19 protein-coding genes and 1 pseudogene are annotated in these 19,773 nt (G+C 60.8%); 17 read left to right on the forward strand and 3 right to left on the reverse strand.

Annotation, left to right across the window (positions count from 1 at the left end):
- Positions 1-31 precede the first annotated feature (31 nt).
- Both H3L94_RS01345 and H3L94_RS01350 read right to left on the reverse strand, forming a co-directional pair.
- Positions 32-1,963, reverse strand: coding sequence for a M48 family metallopeptidase (locus tag H3L94_RS01345; RefSeq protein ID WP_182122355.1), 1,932 nt, complete (start codon positions 1,961-1,963; stop codon positions 32-34).
- Between the two features lie 15 nt (positions 1,964-1,978).
- Complete coding sequence (locus tag H3L94_RS01350) at positions 1,979-2,767, reverse strand: methyltransferase (RefSeq protein WP_182122356.1); 789 nt, start codon at positions 2,765-2,767, stop codon at positions 1,979-1,981.
- Positions 2,768-2,865: 98 nt separating this feature from the next.
- Here H3L94_RS01350 and H3L94_RS12235 point away from each other — a divergent pair.
- Positions 2,866-3,053 (forward strand): annotated as a pseudogene (locus tag H3L94_RS12235) (lipoprotein signal peptidase).
- Between the two features lie 8 nt (positions 3,054-3,061).
- Here the strand turns inward: H3L94_RS12235 and H3L94_RS01355 are convergent.
- Positions 3,062-4,210 carry a class I SAM-dependent methyltransferase gene (locus H3L94_RS01355; RefSeq protein ID WP_182122357.1) on the reverse strand — a complete coding sequence of 383 codons (1,149 nt, stop codon included), beginning with the start codon at positions 4,208-4,210 and terminating at the stop codon, positions 3,062-3,064.
- A gap of 271 nt (positions 4,211-4,481) precedes the next feature.
- Here H3L94_RS01355 and mraZ point away from each other — a divergent pair, with 271 nt between their 5' ends.
- The 16 genes from mraZ to ftsW all read left to right on the forward strand — a co-directional run bounded on the left by mraZ (position 4,482) and on the right by ftsW (position 19,772).
- The gene (gene mraZ, locus H3L94_RS01360; RefSeq protein ID WP_182122358.1) at positions 4,482-4,937 is read left to right on the forward strand and encodes a division/cell wall cluster transcriptional repressor MraZ; all 456 of its coding nucleotides are present in this window, start codon (positions 4,482-4,484) and stop codon (positions 4,935-4,937) included.
- Positions 4,934-5,887: a 16S rRNA (cytosine(1402)-N(4))-methyltransferase RsmH gene (rsmH, locus tag H3L94_RS01365; protein WP_009118968.1), complete on the forward strand. Its 954-nt coding sequence runs from the start codon at positions 4,934-4,936 to the stop codon at positions 5,885-5,887. Before mraZ ends, rsmH begins: the two co-directional genes overlap by 4 nt.
- Positions 5,887-6,153, forward strand: a complete 267-nt coding sequence (gene ftsL / locus H3L94_RS01370) for a cell division protein FtsL (RefSeq protein WP_009118967.1) — start codon at positions 5,887-5,889, stop codon at positions 6,151-6,153. Before rsmH ends, ftsL begins: the two co-directional genes overlap by 1 nt.
- Positions 6,154-6,177: 24 nt before the next feature.
- Positions 6,178-7,920, forward strand: coding sequence for a peptidoglycan D,D-transpeptidase FtsI family protein (locus H3L94_RS01375; RefSeq protein ID WP_182122359.1), 1,743 nt, complete (start codon positions 6,178-6,180; stop codon positions 7,918-7,920).
- 117 nt (positions 7,921-8,037) lie between these two features.
- Positions 8,038-9,519 carry a UDP-N-acetylmuramoyl-L-alanyl-D-glutamate--2,6-diaminopimelate ligase gene (locus tag H3L94_RS01380; RefSeq protein ID WP_182122360.1) on the forward strand — a complete coding sequence of 494 codons (1,482 nt, stop codon included), beginning with the start codon at positions 8,038-8,040 and terminating at the stop codon, positions 9,517-9,519.
- A gap of 333 nt (positions 9,520-9,852) precedes the next feature.
- Complete coding sequence (locus H3L94_RS01385) at positions 9,853-11,346, forward strand: ABC transporter permease/substrate-binding protein (protein ID WP_182123074.1); 1,494 nt, start codon at positions 9,853-9,855, stop codon at positions 11,344-11,346.
- A 156-nt stretch (positions 11,347-11,502) separates the two neighbouring features.
- Entirely contained in the window at positions 11,503-12,078 is a 576-nt protein-coding gene (locus tag H3L94_RS01390) for a hypothetical protein (protein ID WP_182122361.1), read from the forward strand.
- A gap of 118 nt (positions 12,079-12,196) precedes the next feature.
- Entirely contained in the window at positions 12,197-13,009 is an 813-nt protein-coding gene (locus H3L94_RS01395) for an ABC transporter ATP-binding protein (protein ID WP_244958793.1), read from the forward strand.
- Between the two features lie 60 nt (positions 13,010-13,069).
- On the forward strand, positions 13,070-14,428 hold the full coding sequence (locus H3L94_RS01400; protein ID WP_182122363.1) for a UDP-N-acetylmuramoyl-tripeptide--D-alanyl-D-alanine ligase: 1,359 nt from the start codon (positions 13,070-13,072) through the stop codon (positions 14,426-14,428).
- Entirely contained in the window at positions 14,425-14,769 is a 345-nt protein-coding gene (locus tag H3L94_RS01405) for a hypothetical protein (RefSeq protein ID WP_182122364.1), read from the forward strand. Before H3L94_RS01400 ends, H3L94_RS01405 begins: the two co-directional genes overlap by 4 nt.
- A 104-nt stretch (positions 14,770-14,873) precedes the next feature.
- Positions 14,874-15,959 (forward strand): phospho-N-acetylmuramoyl-pentapeptide-transferase, encoded by a 1,086-nt coding sequence (gene mraY / locus H3L94_RS01410; protein ID WP_009118958.1) that lies wholly within the window; start codon positions 14,874-14,876, stop codon positions 15,957-15,959.
- A 34-nt stretch (positions 15,960-15,993) separates the two neighbouring features.
- Positions 15,994-16,296, forward strand: coding sequence for a hypothetical protein (locus H3L94_RS01415; protein ID WP_009118957.1), 303 nt, complete (start codon positions 15,994-15,996; stop codon positions 16,294-16,296).
- Positions 16,297-16,314: 18 nt separating this feature from the next.
- Positions 16,315-17,652: a UDP-N-acetylmuramoyl-L-alanine--D-glutamate ligase gene (gene murD / locus H3L94_RS01420; RefSeq protein WP_182122365.1), complete on the forward strand. Its 1,338-nt coding sequence runs from the start codon at positions 16,315-16,317 to the stop codon at positions 17,650-17,652.
- A gap of 67 nt (positions 17,653-17,719) precedes the next feature.
- Positions 17,720-18,004: a hypothetical protein gene (locus tag H3L94_RS01425; RefSeq protein WP_182122366.1), complete on the forward strand. Its 285-nt coding sequence runs from the start codon at positions 17,720-17,722 to the stop codon at positions 18,002-18,004.
- A 126-nt stretch (positions 18,005-18,130) separates the two neighbouring features.
- Positions 18,131-18,451, forward strand: coding sequence for a hypothetical protein (locus tag H3L94_RS01430; RefSeq protein ID WP_182122367.1), 321 nt, complete (start codon positions 18,131-18,133; stop codon positions 18,449-18,451).
- 169 nt (positions 18,452-18,620) lie between these two features.
- Positions 18,621-19,772, forward strand: coding sequence for a putative lipid II flippase FtsW (ftsW, locus tag H3L94_RS01435; protein ID WP_009118954.1), 1,152 nt, complete (start codon positions 18,621-18,623; stop codon positions 19,770-19,772).
- Position 19,773 lies beyond the last annotated feature (1 nt).

Raw genomic sequence — 19,773 nt, forward strand, 5'->3', positions numbered from 1 at the left:
ACTGGCCGCCCGAGCGGGAGCAACAGCGGCATCAGCGTACGCGGGCACGGGGCACGCGTTGCAAGGCGCGGCGGTAGGGGCGGCTGCGGCTGTCGAGGCGGATGAGGAAGAATTCGTGGGGGAAGGGGAGCTTGAGCAGGCGCTGGTGCAGGTGCTCGGCCCGCTCTTCGCGGTCGGGCGTGTGGCGGGGCAGGCGCAGGGTGTAGCCGATCACATACAGCGGCCGCTGCGGCAGATGGCGTACAGTTTTTTGGGCCATATAAATCTGGTCGATTTCGGGCATATCGGCTATGTGCCGCAGCCAGTCGGCCAGTTCGCTTTCCTTGAGGGCGGGCGGCTGCAGCGGGTCGTCGGGCAACCATTCGGCGCGCTCGAAGCCGGCCTGTTCTTCTTCGTAACGGCGCTGGTCGGCGAGGTCTTGGTAGTGGGCGGCGGCATCATGGCGGCCGTTGCGCCGGTGGTAGTCGGCCTCTTCTTCGGCGGCGGCGAAAATCAGCCCTTCGTCGAGTTCGGCGGCGCGGCGCACCAAGGTGGTGCCGTCGGCATCGTCGCGCAGCAGCAGCTGGCGGCCGTAGGCGAACATCAGCGGCGGATGTGCGGGATGTTGACGGTAGCTCGCTTCCAGTAAGGCGAAGGCGGCATCGCGGTCTTGGCGGACGCGCTCGGTGAGCCAGGCGCGCTCCAGCGTTTCGTCCAAAGACAGCGGCGCGGCTTCGGCGGCGGCGTCGAGTTCCTGCAGGCGGCGGACGGCGGTTTGGCCTTGTTGATAGCGTTCGCGCCAGTTGTCGCGGGCGTCGGCCCACCATCGGCGGTCGGTTTCCGCCACCAGCGGGTCGGCGGCTTTGCCCAAGAGGTGCATGGCGTTGCCCTCGGCCAACGAGAGGCGCGGATATTCGTCCAGCGCTTCCAGCCGCCAGGCGAGGGTGGGGTGGTTGTCGTGAATGTAGGCGGGCCTTTGGAGCAGCGCTTGCAGATGCGCCTGCAGGCGGGCGTGGTGCCGTTGGCGGATGTCGTCCAGTGCCGCGGGGTAATGGGCGAAGGGCAGTTGCGGCGGGCGCAGATGCTGTTCGCTCTGCGTCCAAACTGCTGTCCAGTAATGGCGGTCGAAATCGAGACCGAACACGTGCAGACGGCACATGGCCTGGGCATACAGGCTACCTGAATAGCGGCGGGCGGCGGCTTGGTCGCACTGCAACACCTGCTGGCGCATCAGGGTGTGCCACCAAATGTCGGCAAAGGGCAGATAGCGGCGGACGAGCGGCCGGAACAGGGGCGCGAGCAAACGGCCTTCAAATTGTTCGGCCAGCTGCACCCAGCGGCGCCGTTGCAGCCACAGTGTGTCGTTGGCGCCGCTGAAGCCCTCGGCCAGGTGGGCGGCTTGGTAGGCGATGAGCGGGCGCAGGCTGTCGGCATCCAAGCTCTGCAACAGCGGCAGGCCGATGTGCAGGCGGTTGCGCCAAGGCAGGCCGAACAGGCGGCGCTGCGCGCTGTAGAGGCCGTATTCGTCGTGCAGCCAAACTTCGTGGATGCGGATGCGGCAGGCGCGGGCTTCTTCGTCTATCAGAGCAAACCAGTCCGGCGCCTCTTCCCGTTGCAGACGGATGCCTTCTGGCGGGGCGGGTATCCGCCAGGCGGTGCGGATGATGGAGCAGTAAGTAAAAAACCACTCCAGCGTCCAGACAAACATCAGCAAAGGCAGGAGTGCGCCGGGCATCCACAGCAAGGGTGCGATGGCGGGAAACCACCGCTCCGCCACATACGCCAGTAGCCCGGCAGGCGGCGACAGCAGCAGAAACGGCAGCGCCAAAGCCAGCAGCAGCGTCAAGGCCAGAGCCAGCAACAGATAGGCCTGCCCCAGCCACAGCCAAAACCGGGCCGCAAAGCGGTAAACCTGCGGCGCGGTTTCGGCGAAGCGCTGGCAGAAATCGGTGAGGCGGACGGCAAACGGCAGACGGTCGGACATAATGGACAAAAGCGCTCAGCGCGGTCGGGGGTAAAACTGCACCGGCTGTTCGTTGGCGGGCAGCTGCAGTTTTTTGAGGGCGTGGCCGTAAACGGTTTCTAGGGTCACGCTGCCCAAAATACCATCGGCAAAACCTCGGTTCACCGCAGCGCGGGCGGCGGCTTCGTTGTCGAAGGACAGCACCTGCCAAATGCCCAGCGTGTCCATGTCCTGCCAGAAGGTGTCGGCGCGGGCGTAGTTCAGGTGCAGCTTGGCGGTGTCCATCACCGGGTCGTAAAAGCCGTGGTGAAACAGCATGTCGCCTAGGTCGTGCATATCGGTAAACGGGCTGTCGGCGCGGATGCCCTGCTGTTTCAGGTAGCCTGTGATTTCGGCGAGGGTGTCGATGCCGAAATGGGTGAAAAACAGCAGGCCGTCGGTTTTCAGGGCGCGCGCCCAGTTTTCCAACACCGGCACGGGGACGGCCGCAGCCGGTACCAGCCCCAGATTGGCCCACAGCCAGTCGGCCTGCGCTTCGGGCAGGGCGGCATCGGGCGGCTGGCAGCTTTGGGCGACGCTGTTTTTGCCGGTGAGCTTCTGCCACCAGCCGCTGCGGCGGGCTTCGGCCGAGGCCTGCAGAAAATCGGCGCGCGCATCGTATTCGCTGAATACGGTTTTGGGATAGCGTTCGGCCAACAGGCGGCGGCTGTGGTCGGCATCGGCGCCGAACAACACAACATGCTGCGGGGTGGCGGTCACGATGTCCAGCCGCTGCGCGGTGTCTTCGGCCAGGCGGCGGTGGATCAGCCAACGGTCGTTTTGCATGGAAAGGAATGGGTAAGGGAAAAGGCGCGATTATACGCCAAGGCTTGCGGCTTGAGGCGTGGGCTACCTGAAACGCGGGTGGGCGGTTTTCAGGTAGCCTGAGACCTTTGCAAAACCCGCATCTGCGGCGCATTTCTGCGTTGTGCGCTGCTCGCTCGCTTGCCTATCGTGTGATATGTCTGCACTCGCTGCGCTGCTACGCCTTGAACTGCATCCACATCTGGAGGCTTTGCAAAGGTCTCAGCCTTTGTTTGGATGGCGTATTGGAGCGGAAACTTTGAGTTGAATGGAGGCTTAGAGACGGTGGCAGATGTCGCCGGCGGCAAAGCCCTGCCAATCCACATCGATGTTTTTGCCGAAGGCCATTACTTTAAACAGCTCGCCCATTTCGTGCGGGGCGAGCAGGGTTTGGCAGGCGGCGGCGGCGCGGATGTAGTCGGGCCCGGCGCTGTCGCCGCAGGCGGCGAGCGCGTCGGTGATGTCGAGGTTGAGCAAAAAGGCGGCTTGAGTGGTATAGCCGATGAGGTCGAGGCCGCTGTCGCAGCCGGCTTCGGCGATGGCGGTGAAGTTGACGTGGCAGGTAAGGTCGGTGAGGCCGATATAGCGGAAGGGGTCGTGCACGGCGTGGTGGCGGTAGTGGCCGATGAGGGTGCCCTGATGCCGCTGCGGATGATAATACTGGGCGGCGTCGAAGCCGTAGTCGATCCAGATGAGGGCGCCGCGGTGCAGTTTGGCGGCCACGGTGCGGATAAAAGCCTGCTGCTGGCGGTGCAATTCGCTGGTGTAGCCTTCGAGCGGCGGAATCAGCGCTGCGGCTTCGGCGTGTAATTCGGCGGGCAGGGGGGCGCTTTGCCACGCCAAACCGCCGTCTTGTTCGGCCACGCCCATCAGGCAATGGCGGCCGTTTTGGTAGCGCACGATGTCGCAGGGCATGGCGTCGAGCACTTCGTTGCCGATGGCGATGCCGTCGAAGGCGGCGGGCAGTTCGGCGAGCCAGCTGACTTGGGCAAGGTGTTCGGGGGCGTGTTCGGCGATGTGGCGGCGTTGCCGTTCGGCCAAATCGGGCGACACTTCGATGATGTAATAGTGCTGCAGGCTACCTGAAAGGGCAGGCAGCAGCTGGGCGGCCAGCGCGCCGGTGCCGGCGCCGAATTCGTAAACGCAGCCGGCGGTTTGCGGCAACAGGGCGCGGAGTTGGACGGCGAGGGTGAGGCCGAACAGGGGGGTGAGCGCGGGGGCGGTGATGAAGTCGCCCGCCGCGCCGATTTTGTGTGCGCCGCCGGTGTAGTAGCCGTATTCGGGCTGGTAGAGCGCCATCTGCATGAAGTCGGCAAAGGGCAGGAAGCCCTGGTTGGCGGCGATGCGCTGCCGGATGAGGCCGGTGAGGGTTTGCGAGGCGTGCAGGGCTTCCGGCGCGGGGGTGGGCAAGTCGGTGTGGGTCATGGCGGCAGGGTTGGCAGACGGTTTGAAAAAGGGCTGCGATTATAAAGATTTAATTGATGTTTGCCAAAGGCGCGGCGGCAGGCGCTTGGGCAGGCGGGGTGCGGTTAGGGCGGATGGGTGTGTCGGTTTATCGGAATGAATTGTTAATAAATCATTTTTCTGCCGGGCTTCATTGACTGTAATCAAAAAACTGCCGTATAGTGTCGCAATGTGGGGAGAAGTGGGGTGAAGTGTGCCGTTTTCCCTAAATTGACAAGACGAGGTAGGCGCAGTGTTTGGCGGCATGCACGAATTGAGCATCGACAGCAAGGGGCGTTTGGCGATACCGGCCAAATTCCGCGAGCTGTTGTCGCGCCATTACTCGCCTGCGCTGGTGGTGACGCTGGATTCGCGTTCGCATTTTCTGCTGTATCCGGAAGCAGAGTGGCAGAAAACCGCGGCGGCCATTATGGCCATGGACGTTAACGGCAAGCCGCACGCCAAGCGTTACCAGAGCATGGTGCTGCACAATGCGGAAACCTTGGAGCTGGATTCGGCCGGCCGTATTTTGCTGCCCGCGCATCTGCGCCGACGGGTGGATTTCGATAAGGAAGTGACTTTGGTCGGACGGGTGGACCGCTTGGAGCTGTGGGGCCGTGAGCGTTGGGAGGCCGATATGAATGCCTTGCTCGACATGGATGCCGACGAGCTGGATGCCGAATTGGCCGAAGCGGGGTTCCGTTTATGAGCGGCGAAGTGTTTACCCACACCACGGTGCTTTTGCACGAGGCGGTGGACGCGCTGAATGTGCGCCCCGACGGCGTGTATGTGGACGGCACCTTCGGCAGGGGCGGCCATTCGCGGCTGATTCTGTCCCGTTTGGGCGAACACGGCCGTTTGGTGGTGTTCGACAAAGACCCGCAGGCGATTGCGGTGGCGCGCGAACTGGCGGCGCAAGATGCGCGTGTGGCGGTGGTGCACGAAGGCTTTGCCGCTTTTCAGGTAGCCTTAAACGGTTTGGGCATCCGAGAAATCGACGGTGCGCTGTTTGACTTGGGCATTTCCTCGCCGCAAATCGACGACGCCAGCCGAGGTTTCAGTTTCCGCTTCGATGCGCCTTTGGATATGCGCATGGACACCACCCGCGGCCAGTCGGCGGCCGAATGGCTGGCCGAGGCGGCCGAGCAAGACATTCACGAGGTCATCAAAAATTATGGTGAAGAGCGGTTTAGTCGCCAGATTGCGCGCGCAATTGTGGCAAGGCGGCAGGAAAGCCCCATCCTTACAACCGGCCAGCTGGCGAAACTCGTGGCGGAAGTCGTCCGTACTCGCGAGCGCGGTCAAGACCCGGCGACGCGGACGTTCCAAGCCGTTCGGATTTTCATCAACCGTGAGCTTGAAGAAGTAGCCGCCGTGCTGCCGCAGGCAGCAGGCTACCTGAAAACCGGCGGCCGCTTGGCGGTGATTGCCTTCCACTCTTTGGAAGACCGTATGGTGAAACAGTTTATCCGCCGCCACAGTCGGCCGCAGCCCCTGCCCAAATGGGCGATGGTGAAAGAAAGCGAACGACCGCAGCCGCCTTTGCTGGAAATCGGCAAGGCGCAAAAGGCCGGCGAGGCCGAAGTGGCGGCCAATCCGCGCGCGCGTTCGGCGGTGTTGCGGGTGGCGGAACGCACGGCGGGGAGGTTTGAAGCCTGATGAACAAAATCAATATCGTCCTCTTTGTGCTCACCGTGCTCTCGGCGCTGGCCGTGGTCACCGTGCAGGACCGCTCGCGCGAATCGTTTATCGCGCTGGAAAAAGAGCACCGCCGCGCCTTGGACTTGGAAGAAGAATTCCGCCGTCTGCAATGGCAGCAGGCCCAGCTGGCCAACCATGCCCGCATTAAAGAGGCGGCGGCGCGCCAGCAGCTGCAGCCGCCTACCGTACAGAATACCCACATGATCCGCACACACCACGAATAAATAATAAAGCGGGAACCGATACTTATGTTGATTAAAAGCGATTACAAGCCGCAGATGCGGCAGCAACAGCCGAAAAAGAAAAAGCCCGTCAGCACCAACGGCCGCATTGCCATGGTGCTGGGTACGCTGGCTGTCGCTTTCGGTGCGGTGGTGGTGTGGAGCGTGCGCCTGCACACGCTGGAGCAGGACAAATTGGTGGAAGAGGGCAACAAGCGCTTTGTGCGCACATTGGTGCAGACCGCCAACCGCGGCACGATTACCGACCGCAACGGCTCGGTGCTGGCCCTGAGCGCACCGACCGATTCGCTGTATGCCGTACCCTCTTCGATGGACAAAATGCCCAGCCAAGACCAATTGGAGGCGTTGTCTGCTTTAATTGAGGTACCGGTGGAAACCATTGCCGACCGTTTGGCGCGCACCAACAGCGATTTTGTGTTTCTGAAACGCCAGATGAGTGCGGAAACCGCCGCCCAGGTGCGCGAGCTGGGCATTGCCGGTTTGTCCTTCCAAACCGAGCCTAAACGGCAGTATCCGATGGGCAATCTGTTTTCACACGTGATCGGTTTCACCAACATCGACGGTAAGGGCCAGGAAGGCTTGGAGCTGTCGCGCGAAGACGATTTGCGCGGCGTGGACGGGGCGCGCGTGGTGCTGCGCGACAACCGCGGCAATTATGTGGACGCGCTGGATTCGCCGCGCAACCGCGACACGGTGGATGGCCGCGATATGGTGCTGTCCTTGGATCAGCGCATTCAGTCGCTGGCGCACGACGAGTTGGCCGAAGCCATGGCGCACCACCAGGCCAAAGCCGGTACGGTGGTGGTGTTGGATGCCAAAACCGGCGAAATCTTGGCCTTGGTCAACCTGCCGGATTACGATCCGAACCACCCTGGCCGCTCCGACAGCGCCTTGCGCCGTAACCGTGCGGTCACCGATATGATCGAGCCCGGCTCCACCATGAAGCCCTTCCCGATTGCCAAGGCCTTGGATTCGGGCAAGGTGAACGAAAACACTTGGTTTAATGTGCAACCCTACAACATCGGCCCGGCCACCGTGCGCGATACGCGCAACTACGGCTCGCTGACCCTGCGCGGCATGATGCAGAAGTCTTCCAATGTCGGCACCAGCAAGCTGTCGGCCATGTTCAAGCCGGAAGAGATGCATCAGTTTTACAAAGCCGTCGGCTTCGGCCGCCGCATGCACTCCGGTTTCCCCGGCGAGTCGCCCGGCTTGGTGCGCGACTGGAAAAACTGGCGTCCCATCGAGCAGGCCACCATGTCGTTCGGCTACGGCCTGCAAATGAGCCTGTTGCAGCTGGCTCGCGGCTACACCGTGTTCACCAACGACGGCAAACTGCTGCCGGTCACTTTCCTCAAGCAAAGCGTGGCGCCGCAGGGCGAAGCGATCATCCGTCCCGAAACCGCGCGCGCCGTGCGCCGCATGATGGTGTCGGTTACTGAGCCGGGCGGCACGGGCACGGCCGGTGCGGTGGACGGCTTTGACGTCGGTGCCAAAACCGGCACCGCACGCAAGCTGGTGAACGGCCGCTACGCCGAAAACAAACACATGGCCACCTTCATCGGCTTCGCGCCCGCCGAAAACCCGCGCGTGATTGTGGCGGTGAACATCGACGAGCCCACCCAAAACGGCTATTACGGCGGCACGGTGGCCGGCCCGGTATTTAAGGATGTGATGGCCGGTTCGCTGAACATTCTCGGCATCACGCCCACCAAACCTTTGCGGCAGACGGCTGCCGTCCAACCCTAAACCTTTCAGGTAGCCTGCTGCGGCTAAACGCGCAGGCTACCTGAAAACATTTCGGCGACGTTATCGCAAAGCGGCCGCAGCGGCTGCTTGCATCCGCCGCCGACAGCGGAGTTTGTTATGTTTGATCGGAACGCCACCTTATCCCGCCCCGTGTTACACACCCTGCCCGAACTGCCCGCAGGGTGTGTTTTGCGCATGGACAGCCGCCACATCCGCCCCGGCGACGTCTTCATCGCCTGCCAGGGCGAATACACCGACGGGCGGCGCTATATCGCCGATGCCGTGGCCAACGGCGCGGCGTTTGTGTTTTGGGACGAAGGCGACGGCTTTGCCTGGCAGCCGGAATGGGCGGTGCCCAACCAAGGCGTGGCCGATTTGAACACCCGCGCCGGCCTGCTGGCGGCCGAGGTATACGGCAATTTTGCCGATACCGCCGCCCCGCTGCGCTGCTGGGGCGTGACCGGCACCAACGGCAAAACCTCCATCAGCCAATGGCTGGCACAGGCGGCCGATTTGCTGGGGCAGAAATGCGCCGTCATCGGCACCGTGGGCAACGGTTTTTGGGGCGCGCTGGAAGACACCACCCATACCACGCCCGACCCCGTGCAGGTGCAAACCCTGTTGCACCGTTTCCGCGCCCAAGGCGCTCAGGCGGTGGCGATGGAAGTATCCAGCCACGGCCTCGACCAAAACCGCGTGGTCGGCGTGCCCTTCAGCAGCGCCATCTTCACCAACCTTACCCGCGACCACCTCGACTACCACGGCGACATGGCCGGTTACGGCCGCAGCAAGGCCAAGCTGTTCCAATGGCAGAGTTTGCGCCATGCCGTCATCAATACCGACGACGCCTTCGGCGCCGAGTTGGCAGCAGAATTGCGCACACAGCGGCCCGAGCTGCAGGTGCTGAGTTACGGCTTCAATCAAGAAGCCGCCGTGCGCATCACCGCCTTTCAGGCTTCGGCCCAAGGTATGCAGCTGAAATTGGCGACGCCGTGGGGCGAAGGGGAAATCCGCAGCCGCCTGCTCGGCCGTTTCAACGCGCAAAATCTGGCCGCCTGCGTGGGGCTGCTGTGCGCCGAGGGCTTTGCTTTGGGCGAAGTGTTGCGCGTGTTGGCCGACATCCGCCCCGCCACCGGCCGCATGGACTGCATCATGGGCGCAGGCCGTCCGCTGGTGGTGGTGGACTATGCCCACACGTCCGACGCGCTGGAAAAAGCCTTGGCCACCCTGCAAGAAATCAAACCGCAAGGCGCCAAGCTGTGGTGCGTGTTCGGTTGCGGCGGCAACCGCGACCGCGGTAAACGCCCGCTGATGGGCGTGGCGGCGCAGGCCGGCGCCGACTGCGTGGTGGTGACCAGCGACAATCCGCGCATGGAAGAGCCGCAGGCCATCATCGACGACATTCTGCCCGCCGTGCCGAACCCCGCTTATGTGGATGCCGACCGCCGCGCCGCCATCGAATACGCCGTGCGCCACGCCGCTGCCGACGACATCATTCTGATTGCCGGCAAAGGCCACGAAACCTACCAAGACATCGGCGGCCAAAAACAGCATTTCTCCGATTTTGAAGCGGCTGAGGCGGCGCTGGCGCAGCGCTGATTGACGTTCGGGCTACCTGAAAGCTTGCGGGGTAGGCCGGGAGAAGGTTCAGGCTACCTGAAAAGCGTTTGCCAGGCACTCGGGCGGATAGTGATGAGAATCGGTGCATCGTCTTCTTGTGCAGCGGTTTCTCGAAGCAAAAACCGCGAATGCCAGGCGCAAAGGTGTGCAAGATGGCGCATCGTGCCGGCATTTCTGTTCTCCCTTTAACGACAATGCGGCAGGCGCGGTGCCTTGGCCGAACCCCGCCGCGGCGGAGATTTTGAACAGCTTCTTAAAGAGAAAGGGCAGGATGTGCAGGATTTTCTGAGTTGGGTGCAGACCGAAAAGCAGATGATTCTGAACGCGGTACTCGAGCATCTGTGGCTGTCGCTGCTTTCCCTGCTGGCGGCGGTGCTGCTGGCCGTGCCTTTGGCCGTGTTGCTGTCGCGGCGGCGGCGTTGGGCGGAAGCGGTGCTGCAGTTTACCGGCGTGCTGCAAACCATCCCTTCGCTGGCCCTGCTCGGCCTGTTGATTCCCTTGGTGGGCATCGGTTCGCCGCCGGTGTTGATTGCGCTCACGCTGTATGCCCTGCTGCCGGTGTTCCAAAACACTTATTTGGGTTTGAACCAAATCGATCCGGCCATCAAGGAAGCGGCCACGGCCTTCGGCTTGTCGCGTTGGCAATCCTTGTTGCGGATCGAGCTGCAGATGGCTTTGCCGGCGATGATTTCCGGCATCCGCACCGCTGCGGTGCTGATTGTGGGCACGGCCACGCTGGCGGCGTTGATCGGGGCGGGCGGCTTGGGCCAGCTGATTTTGCTGGGCATCGACCGCCACAATATGATGCTCACGGTAAGCGGCGCGGTTTTGTCTGCCGCCTTGGCGGTGGGCGTCAGCGCTTTGGTGGGCGCCCTGCAGCGGGTGCGGCGGCCGGGCCGGCTGTTGTCGCTGGTGGTGGCTGTGTTGCTGGTGTTGGGGGCGGCGGCGCTGTGGCCGTCATCGGGCGGCGAGCGGCGGCAGATTGTGGTGGCGGGCAAGCTGGGCAGCGAGCCGGACATCCTGATCAATATGTACCGCCTGCTGATTGAGCAGGAACAGCCTGAGCTGGAGGTGGTGCTGAAGCCGAATTTCGGCAAAACCAGTTTTCTGTTTGCGGCGCTTAACAGCGGCGAAATCGATGTGTATCCGGAGTTTACCGGCACGGTGCTGGAAAGTTTGGTCACCCTGCCGCCCGGCATGAGCAGCCAAGGCTTGTCGCCGGAACAGACTTATGCCGAAGCGCGCCGCCTGCTGGCGGAGCAATATGCGCTCAGCCTGTTGAGGCCGATGGCTTATCAGAACACTTATGCTTTGGCCGTGCGCGAAAACGATGCGCGGCAATACGGTTTGCAGCGGATTTCCGATTTGAAAACGGTGGCCGGCCATTTCCGTGCCGGTTTCACCTTGGAGTTTACCGACCGCAACGACGGCTACCGCGGCCTGCAGCGGCACGACATCCGCTTTGCGCAGTTGTCCAGCATGGAGCCGGCGCTGCGCTACACCGCCTTGCACAACGGCAAAATCGACCTGATTGAAGCCTATTCCACCGACAGCGAACTCAAGCAATACCGCTTGGTGACTTTGGCCGACGACTTGGGCCTGTTTCCTTCTTACCAAGGTGCGCCGTTGATGAAAGCGGCCTTCGAGCGGGAACATCCGCAGGTGGCCGCTGCGCTGAACCGTTTGGCGGGGCGGATTTCGGCCGAAGAAATGAGCGAAATGAATTACCGCGTGAAAGCGCAGGGTGAGCCGCCCGAGCAGGTGGCCCGCGATTATCTGCGCCGGCAGGGCTTGCTGCGCGAGTAGGGGCGGCGGGTTTTCAGGTAGCCTGACAGGCCGCACAGCGGCCATACGCCGCAATGCAGCTGGGGCGGCGTAATCGAGCATTAATAATGCCTCAGTTTTTCCAATTAAACTTTGCTTGGCCTATTTGATTGTCCATGCCGGAATCGATGAGAATAAATGGATCAAGATAGCATAAATGAAGAATTCTCCGTAGCCGTATTTAGCAATAAAGCATTCGTTATCCTATCGTTGGTTTTTCTATTGCTGATGACGCTTGTTTTTACTGCTGTTTGGTATTGGGGATTAACAGGTATTCATCCGGCAAAGGCTTTGGCAGCGTGTGTTGTTTTGATATGGGTGATGCTTTCTTCTGAAATATACAGTAGAAGGCTTCACTTTTTGCCTTCCGGTTTGGTTGTCAAAGATATTCATGATGGTAGGCTTATTTCGGAAATAAAAATCGAATCCTATCATTCCTATTTCTTTGTTCTAAAGAAAATAGGATGGATTATTAGGATTTATGACGGCAGTAAACACCATTTCTTTTTTGTTACCGCAAAATCGTTTCTACAATGGGAAGAAGTTGAAGAAGAAACGCTCGATAGATTAAATAATTTTTTAAAAAATCATTACCCATTAAACAATATTTTTGTTGATAGGTTTATATTTTTTCTGACATATGTATTCTATCCGCTGCTCACTGTTTTCCTCATCTTTGCCACTCAAAAAATTGCATACTGGATAAAGTATTAAATAACAATACATGGGTATTTCTGCAGCTAAAAAATAAAGTTTTTATCTTGTGTCAGAATACGGCCTAATGATTAAGAAGGATTGGGAGAACAAGATGGGTGCGACGGGTGATTCGGTGATGATTGAGTTTCGCAACGTCAGCAAGCATTACGGCGGCCAAGCCGCAGTGGCAGATTTGAACCTCAGTGTTTACGAAGGCGAATTTTTCGTGCTGGTGGGCGGCTCGGGCAGCGGCAAATCCACCACTTTGCGCATGATCAACGCGCTCACCGAGCCCACCGAAGGCAATGTGTATTTCCGCGGCCAGCGCATCAAAGACTACCCCATCCGCCCGCTGCGCCACCGCATCGGCTATGTCTTGCAGCAAATCGCCCTGTTCCCCACCATGACGGTGGCGCAAAACATCGGCCTGATGCCGGATATTCTGGGCTGGAGCAAAGCCGCCCGCCAAGCGCGCATGGCAGAGCTGCTCGAATTGGCGGGCCTGCCGGCAGAATACGCCGCGCGTTACCCGCACGAACTCTCGGGCGGCGAACAGCAGCGCATCGGCATTTTGCGCGCCTTGGCGGCCAAACCCGATATTTTGCTGATGGACGAGCCGTTTTCCGCGCTCGATCCCTTGTCGCGCCGCGCCCTGCAGGATGCGATTGCCGACATCCACCGCCGCTTGGGCACCACCATTGTGTTTGTGACCCACGACATGCAGGAAGCCCTGCGTCTCGGTTGCCGTATCGGCGTGATGGAGGCCGGCAGGCTGCTGCAGGCGGACACCCCCGAAGCCGTGCAGCATCATCCGGCCACCCCCTATGTGGCCTCTTTGTTCCGCCACACTCAAACCAGCGTGGAAAACGTATTGGCCGATATTGCCAAACTCAGTGCCGACGAACAGCGGCAACTGCTGGCCCGCTGGCCGGCTGCCCAAGCCTACTAAACTGCCCGCCCTGCGGCCGATAGACAAACTGGCGGATGTCCGCCAGCCGAAAGAAGTGCCATGAATGCCTTAACCCTCGATTTTATTTGCCAAACCCTCAAGCTGCCGTTGCCGGCCGGCGCCCGTGCCGATGCGCCGGTGCGCATCATAACCGACAGCCGCCAAGCGCAATCAGGCGATGTGTTTTTTGCTCTGGCCGGCGACAAACACGACGCCCATGATTTCGTGCCGCAGGTATTGGCCGCTGGCGCTTATGCGGTGGTGTCGCGCGCCGATTGCGCCAGGCTTTCAGGTAGCCTGAAAGTGGCCGACACCCTGGCCGCGCTGCAAACCCTGGCCGCCGCTTGGCGCGAGGCGGTGGATCCCTGGGTCTTCGGCATCACCGGCTCTTCCGGCAAAACCACGGTCAAAGAAATGCTGGCCGCGGTCTTGCGCCGGCAGTTTGGCGATAATGCGGTGTTGGCCACCGCCGGCAATTTCAACAACCACATCGGCCTGCCGCTCACCTTGCTGCAATTGCAGCCCGCCCACCGTTATGCGGTGATCGAGATGGGCATGAACCATTTCGGCGAACTGGCGGCGCTCACCCGCCTGGCCCGCCCCGATGCCGCGCTGGTGAACAACGCGCTGCGCGCCCATGTCGGCTGCGGCTTCGACGGCGTGGCCGATATTGCCCGCGCCAAAAGCGAAATCTATCAGGGGCTACCTGAAAACGGCAGGGCACTGATGCCCGCTCAAGATCCGAATGTTGCGGTGTTCCAAGTTGCCGTACAGGGTTTGAACAGCCGTACTTTCGGCGTGGACGAGGGCGATGTCCATGCCGAAAACGTGGTTTTGGCGCCGCTTTCCTGCACATTCGATTTGGTGTGCGGCCAAGAACGCGCCGCCGTCAGCCTGCCGGTGCCCGGCCGGCACAACGTCCACAATGCCGTGGCCGCCGCCGCGCTGGCGCAAACCGCCGGCCTGAGTCTGGCCCAGATTGCCGAGGGCTTGGCCGGCTTTGCCAATATCAAAGGCCGCCTGCAAATCAAAGCCGGCCTGCGCGGCAGCACGGTGCTGGACGACACCTACAATGCCAACCCCGACAGCATGAAAGCCGCGCTGGATGTGCTGGCGCAACTGCCGCCGCCGCGTGTGTTTGTGATGGGCGATATGGGCGAACTGGGCGACAAGGAAGCTGCGGCCATGCACGCCGAAGTGGGCGCTTATGCTCGCGAAAAAGGCATGGAAGCCGCCTATTTCACCGGCACTCACAGCGCCGCCGCCGCCCAAGCCTTCGGCAGTGAAGGCCGCTGGTTCGCCGACCAAGCCGCACTGATCCAAGCCCTGCGCCAAGATTTGCCCGAAGGCGCGCAAGTGCTGGTGAAAGGCTCGCGCTTTATGCAGATGGAAAAGGTGGTGGCGGGGCTGGTGGCATGAACAAGCGGCCTGTTGTCTTGCAACTGGTCGTCTGGTTGACAGTCTTGCTGGCCGTCGTCTGGCCTTACGGAGTGTGGCGGGTATTCGCAGATTTCGGCATCGGCGTGTTGGATTATTTGGCCATGGAAAGCAATCGCCCGCAGGCCTATGCCTTGCTGGGCCGGATGTTTTTGATGCCGCCGTTGCTGTTACTCGGTGCTTGGGGCATTTGGCGGAGCCGGAAATGGGCGCGTTGGCTGTTGGTGGCCGTTTGTCCGGCCAATGTAAAGCTGTGTTTGAAGAAGCAAGATTTTGCCAAAGCCGAATGTTGCGCCGCACACAAGGCCGGCCTCAGGCATTAAAATGCCGCATTTTTGCCGCTTGTCGGCTTTGAGTATATTTGAAACATGCGGGGCGGCCGTTTGCTGCGGTGTGCGGCCCTGAATCAATCTGTCAGGATGTTGTTATGTTGTTATGGCTTGCCGATATTTTTCAAAACTGGATCAGCGGTTTCAATCTGTTTCAGTACACCACTTTCCGCGCGGTGATGGCGGCGCTGACGGCGCTGGTGTTTTCCTTGCTGTTGGGGCCGTGGACGATACGCAAGCTCACGGCCTTGAAGGCGGGTCAGGCGATCCGCCACGACGGCCCGCAAACGCATTTGGTGAAGGCGGGCACGCCCACCATGGGCGGGGTGTTGATTTTGCTGGCGATTACGGTGTCCACCCTGCTGTGGGGGCGCTGGTCGAATCCGTATATCTGGATTCTCTTGCTGGTGTTGTTGGGTACCGGTCTGCTCGGTTTTTACGACGACTGGAAAAAGGTGGTCTATAAAGACCCCAACGGGGTGTCGGCTAAGTTCAAAATGGTGTGGCAGTCGGCGGTGGCGCTGTTGGCCGGCCTGTTGCTGTTTTATGTGGCGGCCAATGCGGCCAACAATATTCTGATCGTGCCCTTCTTCAAACAGGTGGCGCTGCCTTTGGGTGTGATCGGTTTTGTGACGCTGGCCTATTTCACCATTGTCGGTACCTCAAATGCGGTCAACCTCACCGACGGCTTGGACGGCTTGGCGGCGTTTCCGGTGGTGTTGGTGGCCGGTGCGTTGGCGGTGTTTGCCTATGTGACCGGCCACGCCCAGTTTGCCCATTATCTGCAACTGCCGTTTGTGCCGGGGGCCAATGAAGTGGTGGTGTTCTGTGCCGCCATGTGCGGGGCCTGCTTGGGCTTTTTGTGGTTCAACGCCGCGCCGGCGCAGGTATTTATGGGCGATGTGGGCGCGTTGGCTTTGGGCGCGGCCCTGGGCACGGTGGCGGTGATTCTGCGGCAGGAATTTGTGCTGGTGATCATGGGCGGCCTGTTTGTGGTGGAGGCTTTGTCGGTGATGTTGCAGGTGGGCTGGTATAAGCGCACCAAGAAGCGTATTTTCCTGATGGCGCCCATCCACCATCATTTTGAGCAGAAGGGCTGGAAAGAAACCCAGGTGGTGGTGCGTTTTTGGATCATCACCATTGTGTTGGTGCTGATCGGTTTGAGCAGCTTGAAAATCCGCTAAATCCCTTCGTGAGGCTACCTGAAAGGCGGTTACCATGTTGTTGCAGATGTTGATTTTGCTGGCGATGGCCAAATTGCAGGAGCATGTGTACGAAGAAAGCTCGCGCGCCTGGCAATGGGCGGCGGCTTATGCGGCGGTGGTGGCGGTATTGAGTTTGCTGGCCGGCGGCAGCTTGGTCGGCACGCTGATTGGCGCTGCGCTGTGGGGTTTATACGCTTGGGGTTATTTTGCCTTGCTGCGCCAAGTAACCGACCAACTGCTGTTGTGGCTGCTGGTGATGGTGGGCGGGGCCGTTTTGCCGTTGTTGTTGGTGCTCAAAGCGATGGGTGCTGAATAGGCTACCTGAAAGCAAATCATGAAGAAAAATTGGCACAATCAAAATATTCTGGTGGCCGGCCTTGGCGGTAGCGGCCTGTCTATGCTCGATTTCTTCAGCCGTGCCGGTGCGCGGGTGGCGGGCTACGATGCCCGGCTCGATGAGACACGCGAGGCCGAATTGGCGACGCGTTTTCCGCAGGCGCGCTGGTTTTCAGGTAGCCTGGCCGCTGCCTTGGCGGCCGGTTTCGACATTTTGGCGCTCAGCCCCGGCATCAGCCGCCGTCAGCAGGCCGTCCGCGCGTTTGAGGCCCAGGGCGGCGAGGTGCTGGGCGATGTGGCGGTGCTGGCGCGCGAGCTGGCCGGTAGCGGCAGCAAAATCATCGCCATCACCGGCAGCAACGGCAAAACCACGGTGACCTCATTGGTGGGACATTTGTGCGCCCAAGCCGGGCTGGATACAGTGGTGGCCGGCAATATCGGCACGCCGGTGCTGGAAGCTTATTTACAACGGGCGGGCAAGCCCGCCGATGTGTGGGTGCTCGAACTTTCCAGCTTCCAATTGGAAACCACACCCGAATTGAATGCCGATGCCGCAGTGTGCCTGAATATTTCCGAAGACCACCTCGACCGTTACGACGATTTGCTCGACTACGCCCGCAGTAAAGACGCGATATTTAACGGGCAGGGCGTGCAGGTGCTCAATGCCGACGATGTGTTCTGCCGCGCCATGAAGCGGGCCGGCCGCGAGGTGCGCTGGTTTTCCCTGCACGGGCAGGGCGGCTATGCCTTGCACGCGGGCGACCTGAAAGCCGACGGCGAGACCATGATGCGCGCCGCCGAAATTCCGCTGCAGGGCCGCCACAATGCTGCCAATGTATTGGCGGCGCTGGCCTTGTGTGAAGGCATCGGCCTGCCGCGAGACGCTTTGTTGGCCGGCGTGCGCAGCTTTCAGGGCCTGCCGCACCGGGTGGAACTGGTGGCCGAGAAAAACGGTGTGCGCTTTATCGACGACAGCAAAGGCACCAATGTCGGCGCCACCTGCGCCGCCATTGCCGGCCTAGATGCACCCATCGTGCTGGTGGCCGGCGGTCAGGGCAAGGGCCAGGACTTCACGCCCTTGCGCGAGGCGCTGAAAGGCAAGGTGCGCGGCGTGGTCTTGATCGGCGCCGACGCGGCGCAAGTCGGCCGCGATCTGGCCGGCTGCGGCGCAGAGCCCGAATACTTCGACGATTTGCCCGCCGCCACCCGCCGCGCCTACCACATGGCTGAACCGGGCGACATCGTCCTGCTCAGCCCCGCCTGCGCCAGCTACGATATGTTCGAGGGCTATGCCCATCGGGCGCAGGTGTTTATCGACACCGTGCGCGGTTTGTGAGGCGTTCAGGTAGCCTCTCCGCGCGGTTCAGGCTACCTGAACGCCGCAGGCTTAAGGAATCGGAAGCATGAGTGATCTGATGCTGTTTATGCTGTTCGGCGCCGTGGTCGGCTGGGCGGCTGCCTGGCGGTGCCGCTGCCGGCAGGCGGTATGGAGTGTGGCGGCGGCCGGTGCGGCGGCTTTATTGGCGGCTTTCGTCGTCTATCAGGCGGCGGCCTGGAACAGGGGTGCTGCTGTGGCTGCCGAATACCATGCGTGGATGCCACTGTTTGTGTTGCCGGCTGCTGCGGCCGGTTTGTTGTCCGGCGGTCTGTACCGCTTGTTGCGCCGCATGGGCGGCGGTTTCAGGTAGCCTGCGGCGGTACTGATACATCATCGTTTGTTGTCGCTGTTTGAGTTGCCGTTTTGAGCACAGGAAGGGGGCATTGCGATGTGGAATAAGCGTTGGAACCGTAGTCGTATCGGCTTAGCAGCCTGTATGGTGTTGTTGGCAGGTTGTGCGGCCTTGAATCCGCTGTTGGCGGCTAAGGGCCGGCACATCAGCACGGTGGTTGCCGAGTACGGGCAGCCGCACGGCGTGCAAAATGGGCCGGCGGGGCGGATTTATTACTGGCGGTTGCCGAGCCGGGCGCCGGAATATTCGCGCCAATATACCCATACGGGGCCCAACCGCTACGGAGGCGTGACTCATTATTACGAAAACGTGTGCCGGCAGCGTTGGGCCGACCGCTATTACCATACCGATGCCGACGGCGTGGTGGTGGACATTCAAATCAAGGGCTGGTATCAGCCGTGTTGAGCGCGGCCGAAGGCCGCTGGCTGCCGGTTTGAGTGTGTGCGGTTTCCAGCCAGTCTGTTCGAATCAGGCCACATGGACCGTTGTATTTCGATGTTTATTGAAGGGCAGGCAGCGTTCGGTTTTCAGGTAGCCCGTTGCCTGTTTTGTTGATCCATAAAGTGAAGTCAAAATGTTTACCGAATCCAAATTGCTCGACCGCAAGCTGCTGCGCCACGGGCACACCGTGGACCAAACCCTGTTGTGGCTGTTGGTGCTGATGCTGGGTTTCAGCCTGGTGATGGTGTATTCCGCTTCGGTGGCCTATGCCGGACAGGACGGCAGCAAGTGGTTTTATCTGCAGCGCCAGGCCGGCTATATTGGCGTGGGCGCTGTGCTGGCTTGGGTGGCGTTTAGGCGGCCTTTGAGTTTTTGGCGGCGGCATTCCCTGCTGATTTTGGTGGGCAGCCTGATTTTGCTGCTGGTGGTATTGGTGGTGGGGCGGGAGATTAACGGCGCCAAACGCTGGATCCATGTCGGCCCGGCCAATATCCAGCCCACCGAGATTTTCAAGCTGGCGGTGATTCTGTACCTCTCCGGTTTCTTTATGCGCCGCTCCGATGTGCTGACCAAGCTGAGCAAGGTGTGGTTTGCAGCGATTCCGGTGGCTATCGGGCTCACGCTGATTATGTTCCAGCCCGATTTCGGCTCGTTTGTGGTGGTGGCGGTCATCATGACGGGTATGATTTTTCTGGCCGGCTTGTCGATGCGCTGGTTTGCTTTGGTGATGGCCGGCGGCTTGTCGGCCATGGTGATGATGGTGGCGCTGGTGCCTTACCGCATGGCGCGGGTAACCGCCTTTCTCGACCCATGGCAAGACCCGCTCGGCAAAGGCTACCAGCTTACCCATTCGTTGATGGCGATCGGTCGCGGCGGCTGGACGGGCGTGGGTCTGGGCGCCAGTTTGGAGAAACGCTTTTATTTGCCCGAAGCGCATACCGATTTTATTCTGGCGGTCATCGGCGAAGAATTCGGCTTCATCGGAATGATGGTGCTCACCGCCTGCTATGTGTGGCTGGTATGGCGGGCGTTTTCCATCGGCAAAATGGCCCGCGATGCGGAGCAGTTTTTCGGCGCCTATGTGGCCAAAGGAGTGGGCATTTGGATCGGCATTCAGAGCTTTTTCAATATCGGTGTCAACATCGGCCTCTTGCCCACCAAGGGCCTGACCCTGCCGCTGATGTCCTACGGCGGTTCGGCGCTGATCATGACCCTGGTAGCCTTCGCCCTGCTGCTGCGCGTGGATTATGAAACGCGGCGCGTGATGCGCGGCTTTAAAGTGTGAT

The sequence above is a fragment of the Neisseria shayeganii genome, from assembly GCF_014054965.1.
In the GTDB taxonomy this organism is placed as follows: Bacteria; Pseudomonadota; Gammaproteobacteria; order Burkholderiales; family Neisseriaceae; genus Eikenella; species Eikenella shayeganii.

Coding starts and splice junctions, on each gene's coding strand:
- mraY (WP_009118958.1), top strand. CDS start 14,874: ATGTTGTTATGGCTTGCCGATATTTTTCAAAACTGGATCAGCGGTTTC.
- murD (WP_182122365.1), top strand. CDS start 16,315: ATGAAGAAAAATTGGCACAATCAAAATATTCTGGTGGCCGGCCTTGGC.
- H3L94_RS01385 (WP_182123074.1), top strand. CDS start 9,853: ATGATTCTGAACGCGGTACTCGAGCATCTGTGGCTGTCGCTGCTTTCC.
- H3L94_RS01395 (WP_244958793.1), top strand. CDS start 12,197: ATGATTGAGTTTCGCAACGTCAGCAAGCATTACGGCGGCCAAGCCGCA.
- H3L94_RS01405 (WP_182122364.1), top strand. CDS start 14,425: ATGAACAAGCGGCCTGTTGTCTTGCAACTGGTCGTCTGGTTGACAGTC.
- H3L94_RS01380 (WP_182122360.1), top strand. CDS start 8,038: ATGTTTGATCGGAACGCCACCTTATCCCGCCCCGTGTTACACACCCTG.
- H3L94_RS01345 (WP_182122355.1), bottom strand. CDS start 1,963: ATGTCCGACCGTCTGCCGTTTGCCGTCCGCCTCACCGATTTCTGCCAG.
- H3L94_RS01350 (WP_182122356.1), bottom strand. CDS start 2,767: ATGCAAAACGACCGTTGGCTGATCCACCGCCGCCTGGCCGAAGACACC.
- H3L94_RS01375 (WP_182122359.1), top strand. CDS start 6,178: ATGTTGATTAAAAGCGATTACAAGCCGCAGATGCGGCAGCAACAGCCG.
- rsmH (WP_009118968.1), top strand. CDS start 4,934: ATGAGCGGCGAAGTGTTTACCCACACCACGGTGCTTTTGCACGAGGCG.
- H3L94_RS01425 (WP_182122366.1), top strand. CDS start 17,720: ATGAGTGATCTGATGCTGTTTATGCTGTTCGGCGCCGTGGTCGGCTGG.
- H3L94_RS01400 (WP_182122363.1), top strand. CDS start 13,070: ATGAATGCCTTAACCCTCGATTTTATTTGCCAAACCCTCAAGCTGCCG.
- H3L94_RS01355 (WP_182122357.1), bottom strand. CDS start 4,210: ATGACCCACACCGACTTGCCCACCCCCGCGCCGGAAGCCCTGCACGCC.
- H3L94_RS01415 (WP_009118957.1), top strand. CDS start 15,994: ATGTTGTTGCAGATGTTGATTTTGCTGGCGATGGCCAAATTGCAGGAG.
- ftsL (WP_009118967.1), top strand. CDS start 5,887: ATGAACAAAATCAATATCGTCCTCTTTGTGCTCACCGTGCTCTCGGCG.
- H3L94_RS01430 (WP_182122367.1), top strand. CDS start 18,131: ATGGTGTTGTTGGCAGGTTGTGCGGCCTTGAATCCGCTGTTGGCGGCT.
- ftsW (WP_009118954.1), top strand. CDS start 18,621: ATGTTTACCGAATCCAAATTGCTCGACCGCAAGCTGCTGCGCCACGGG.
- H3L94_RS01390 (WP_182122361.1), top strand. CDS start 11,503: ATGGATCAAGATAGCATAAATGAAGAATTCTCCGTAGCCGTATTTAGC.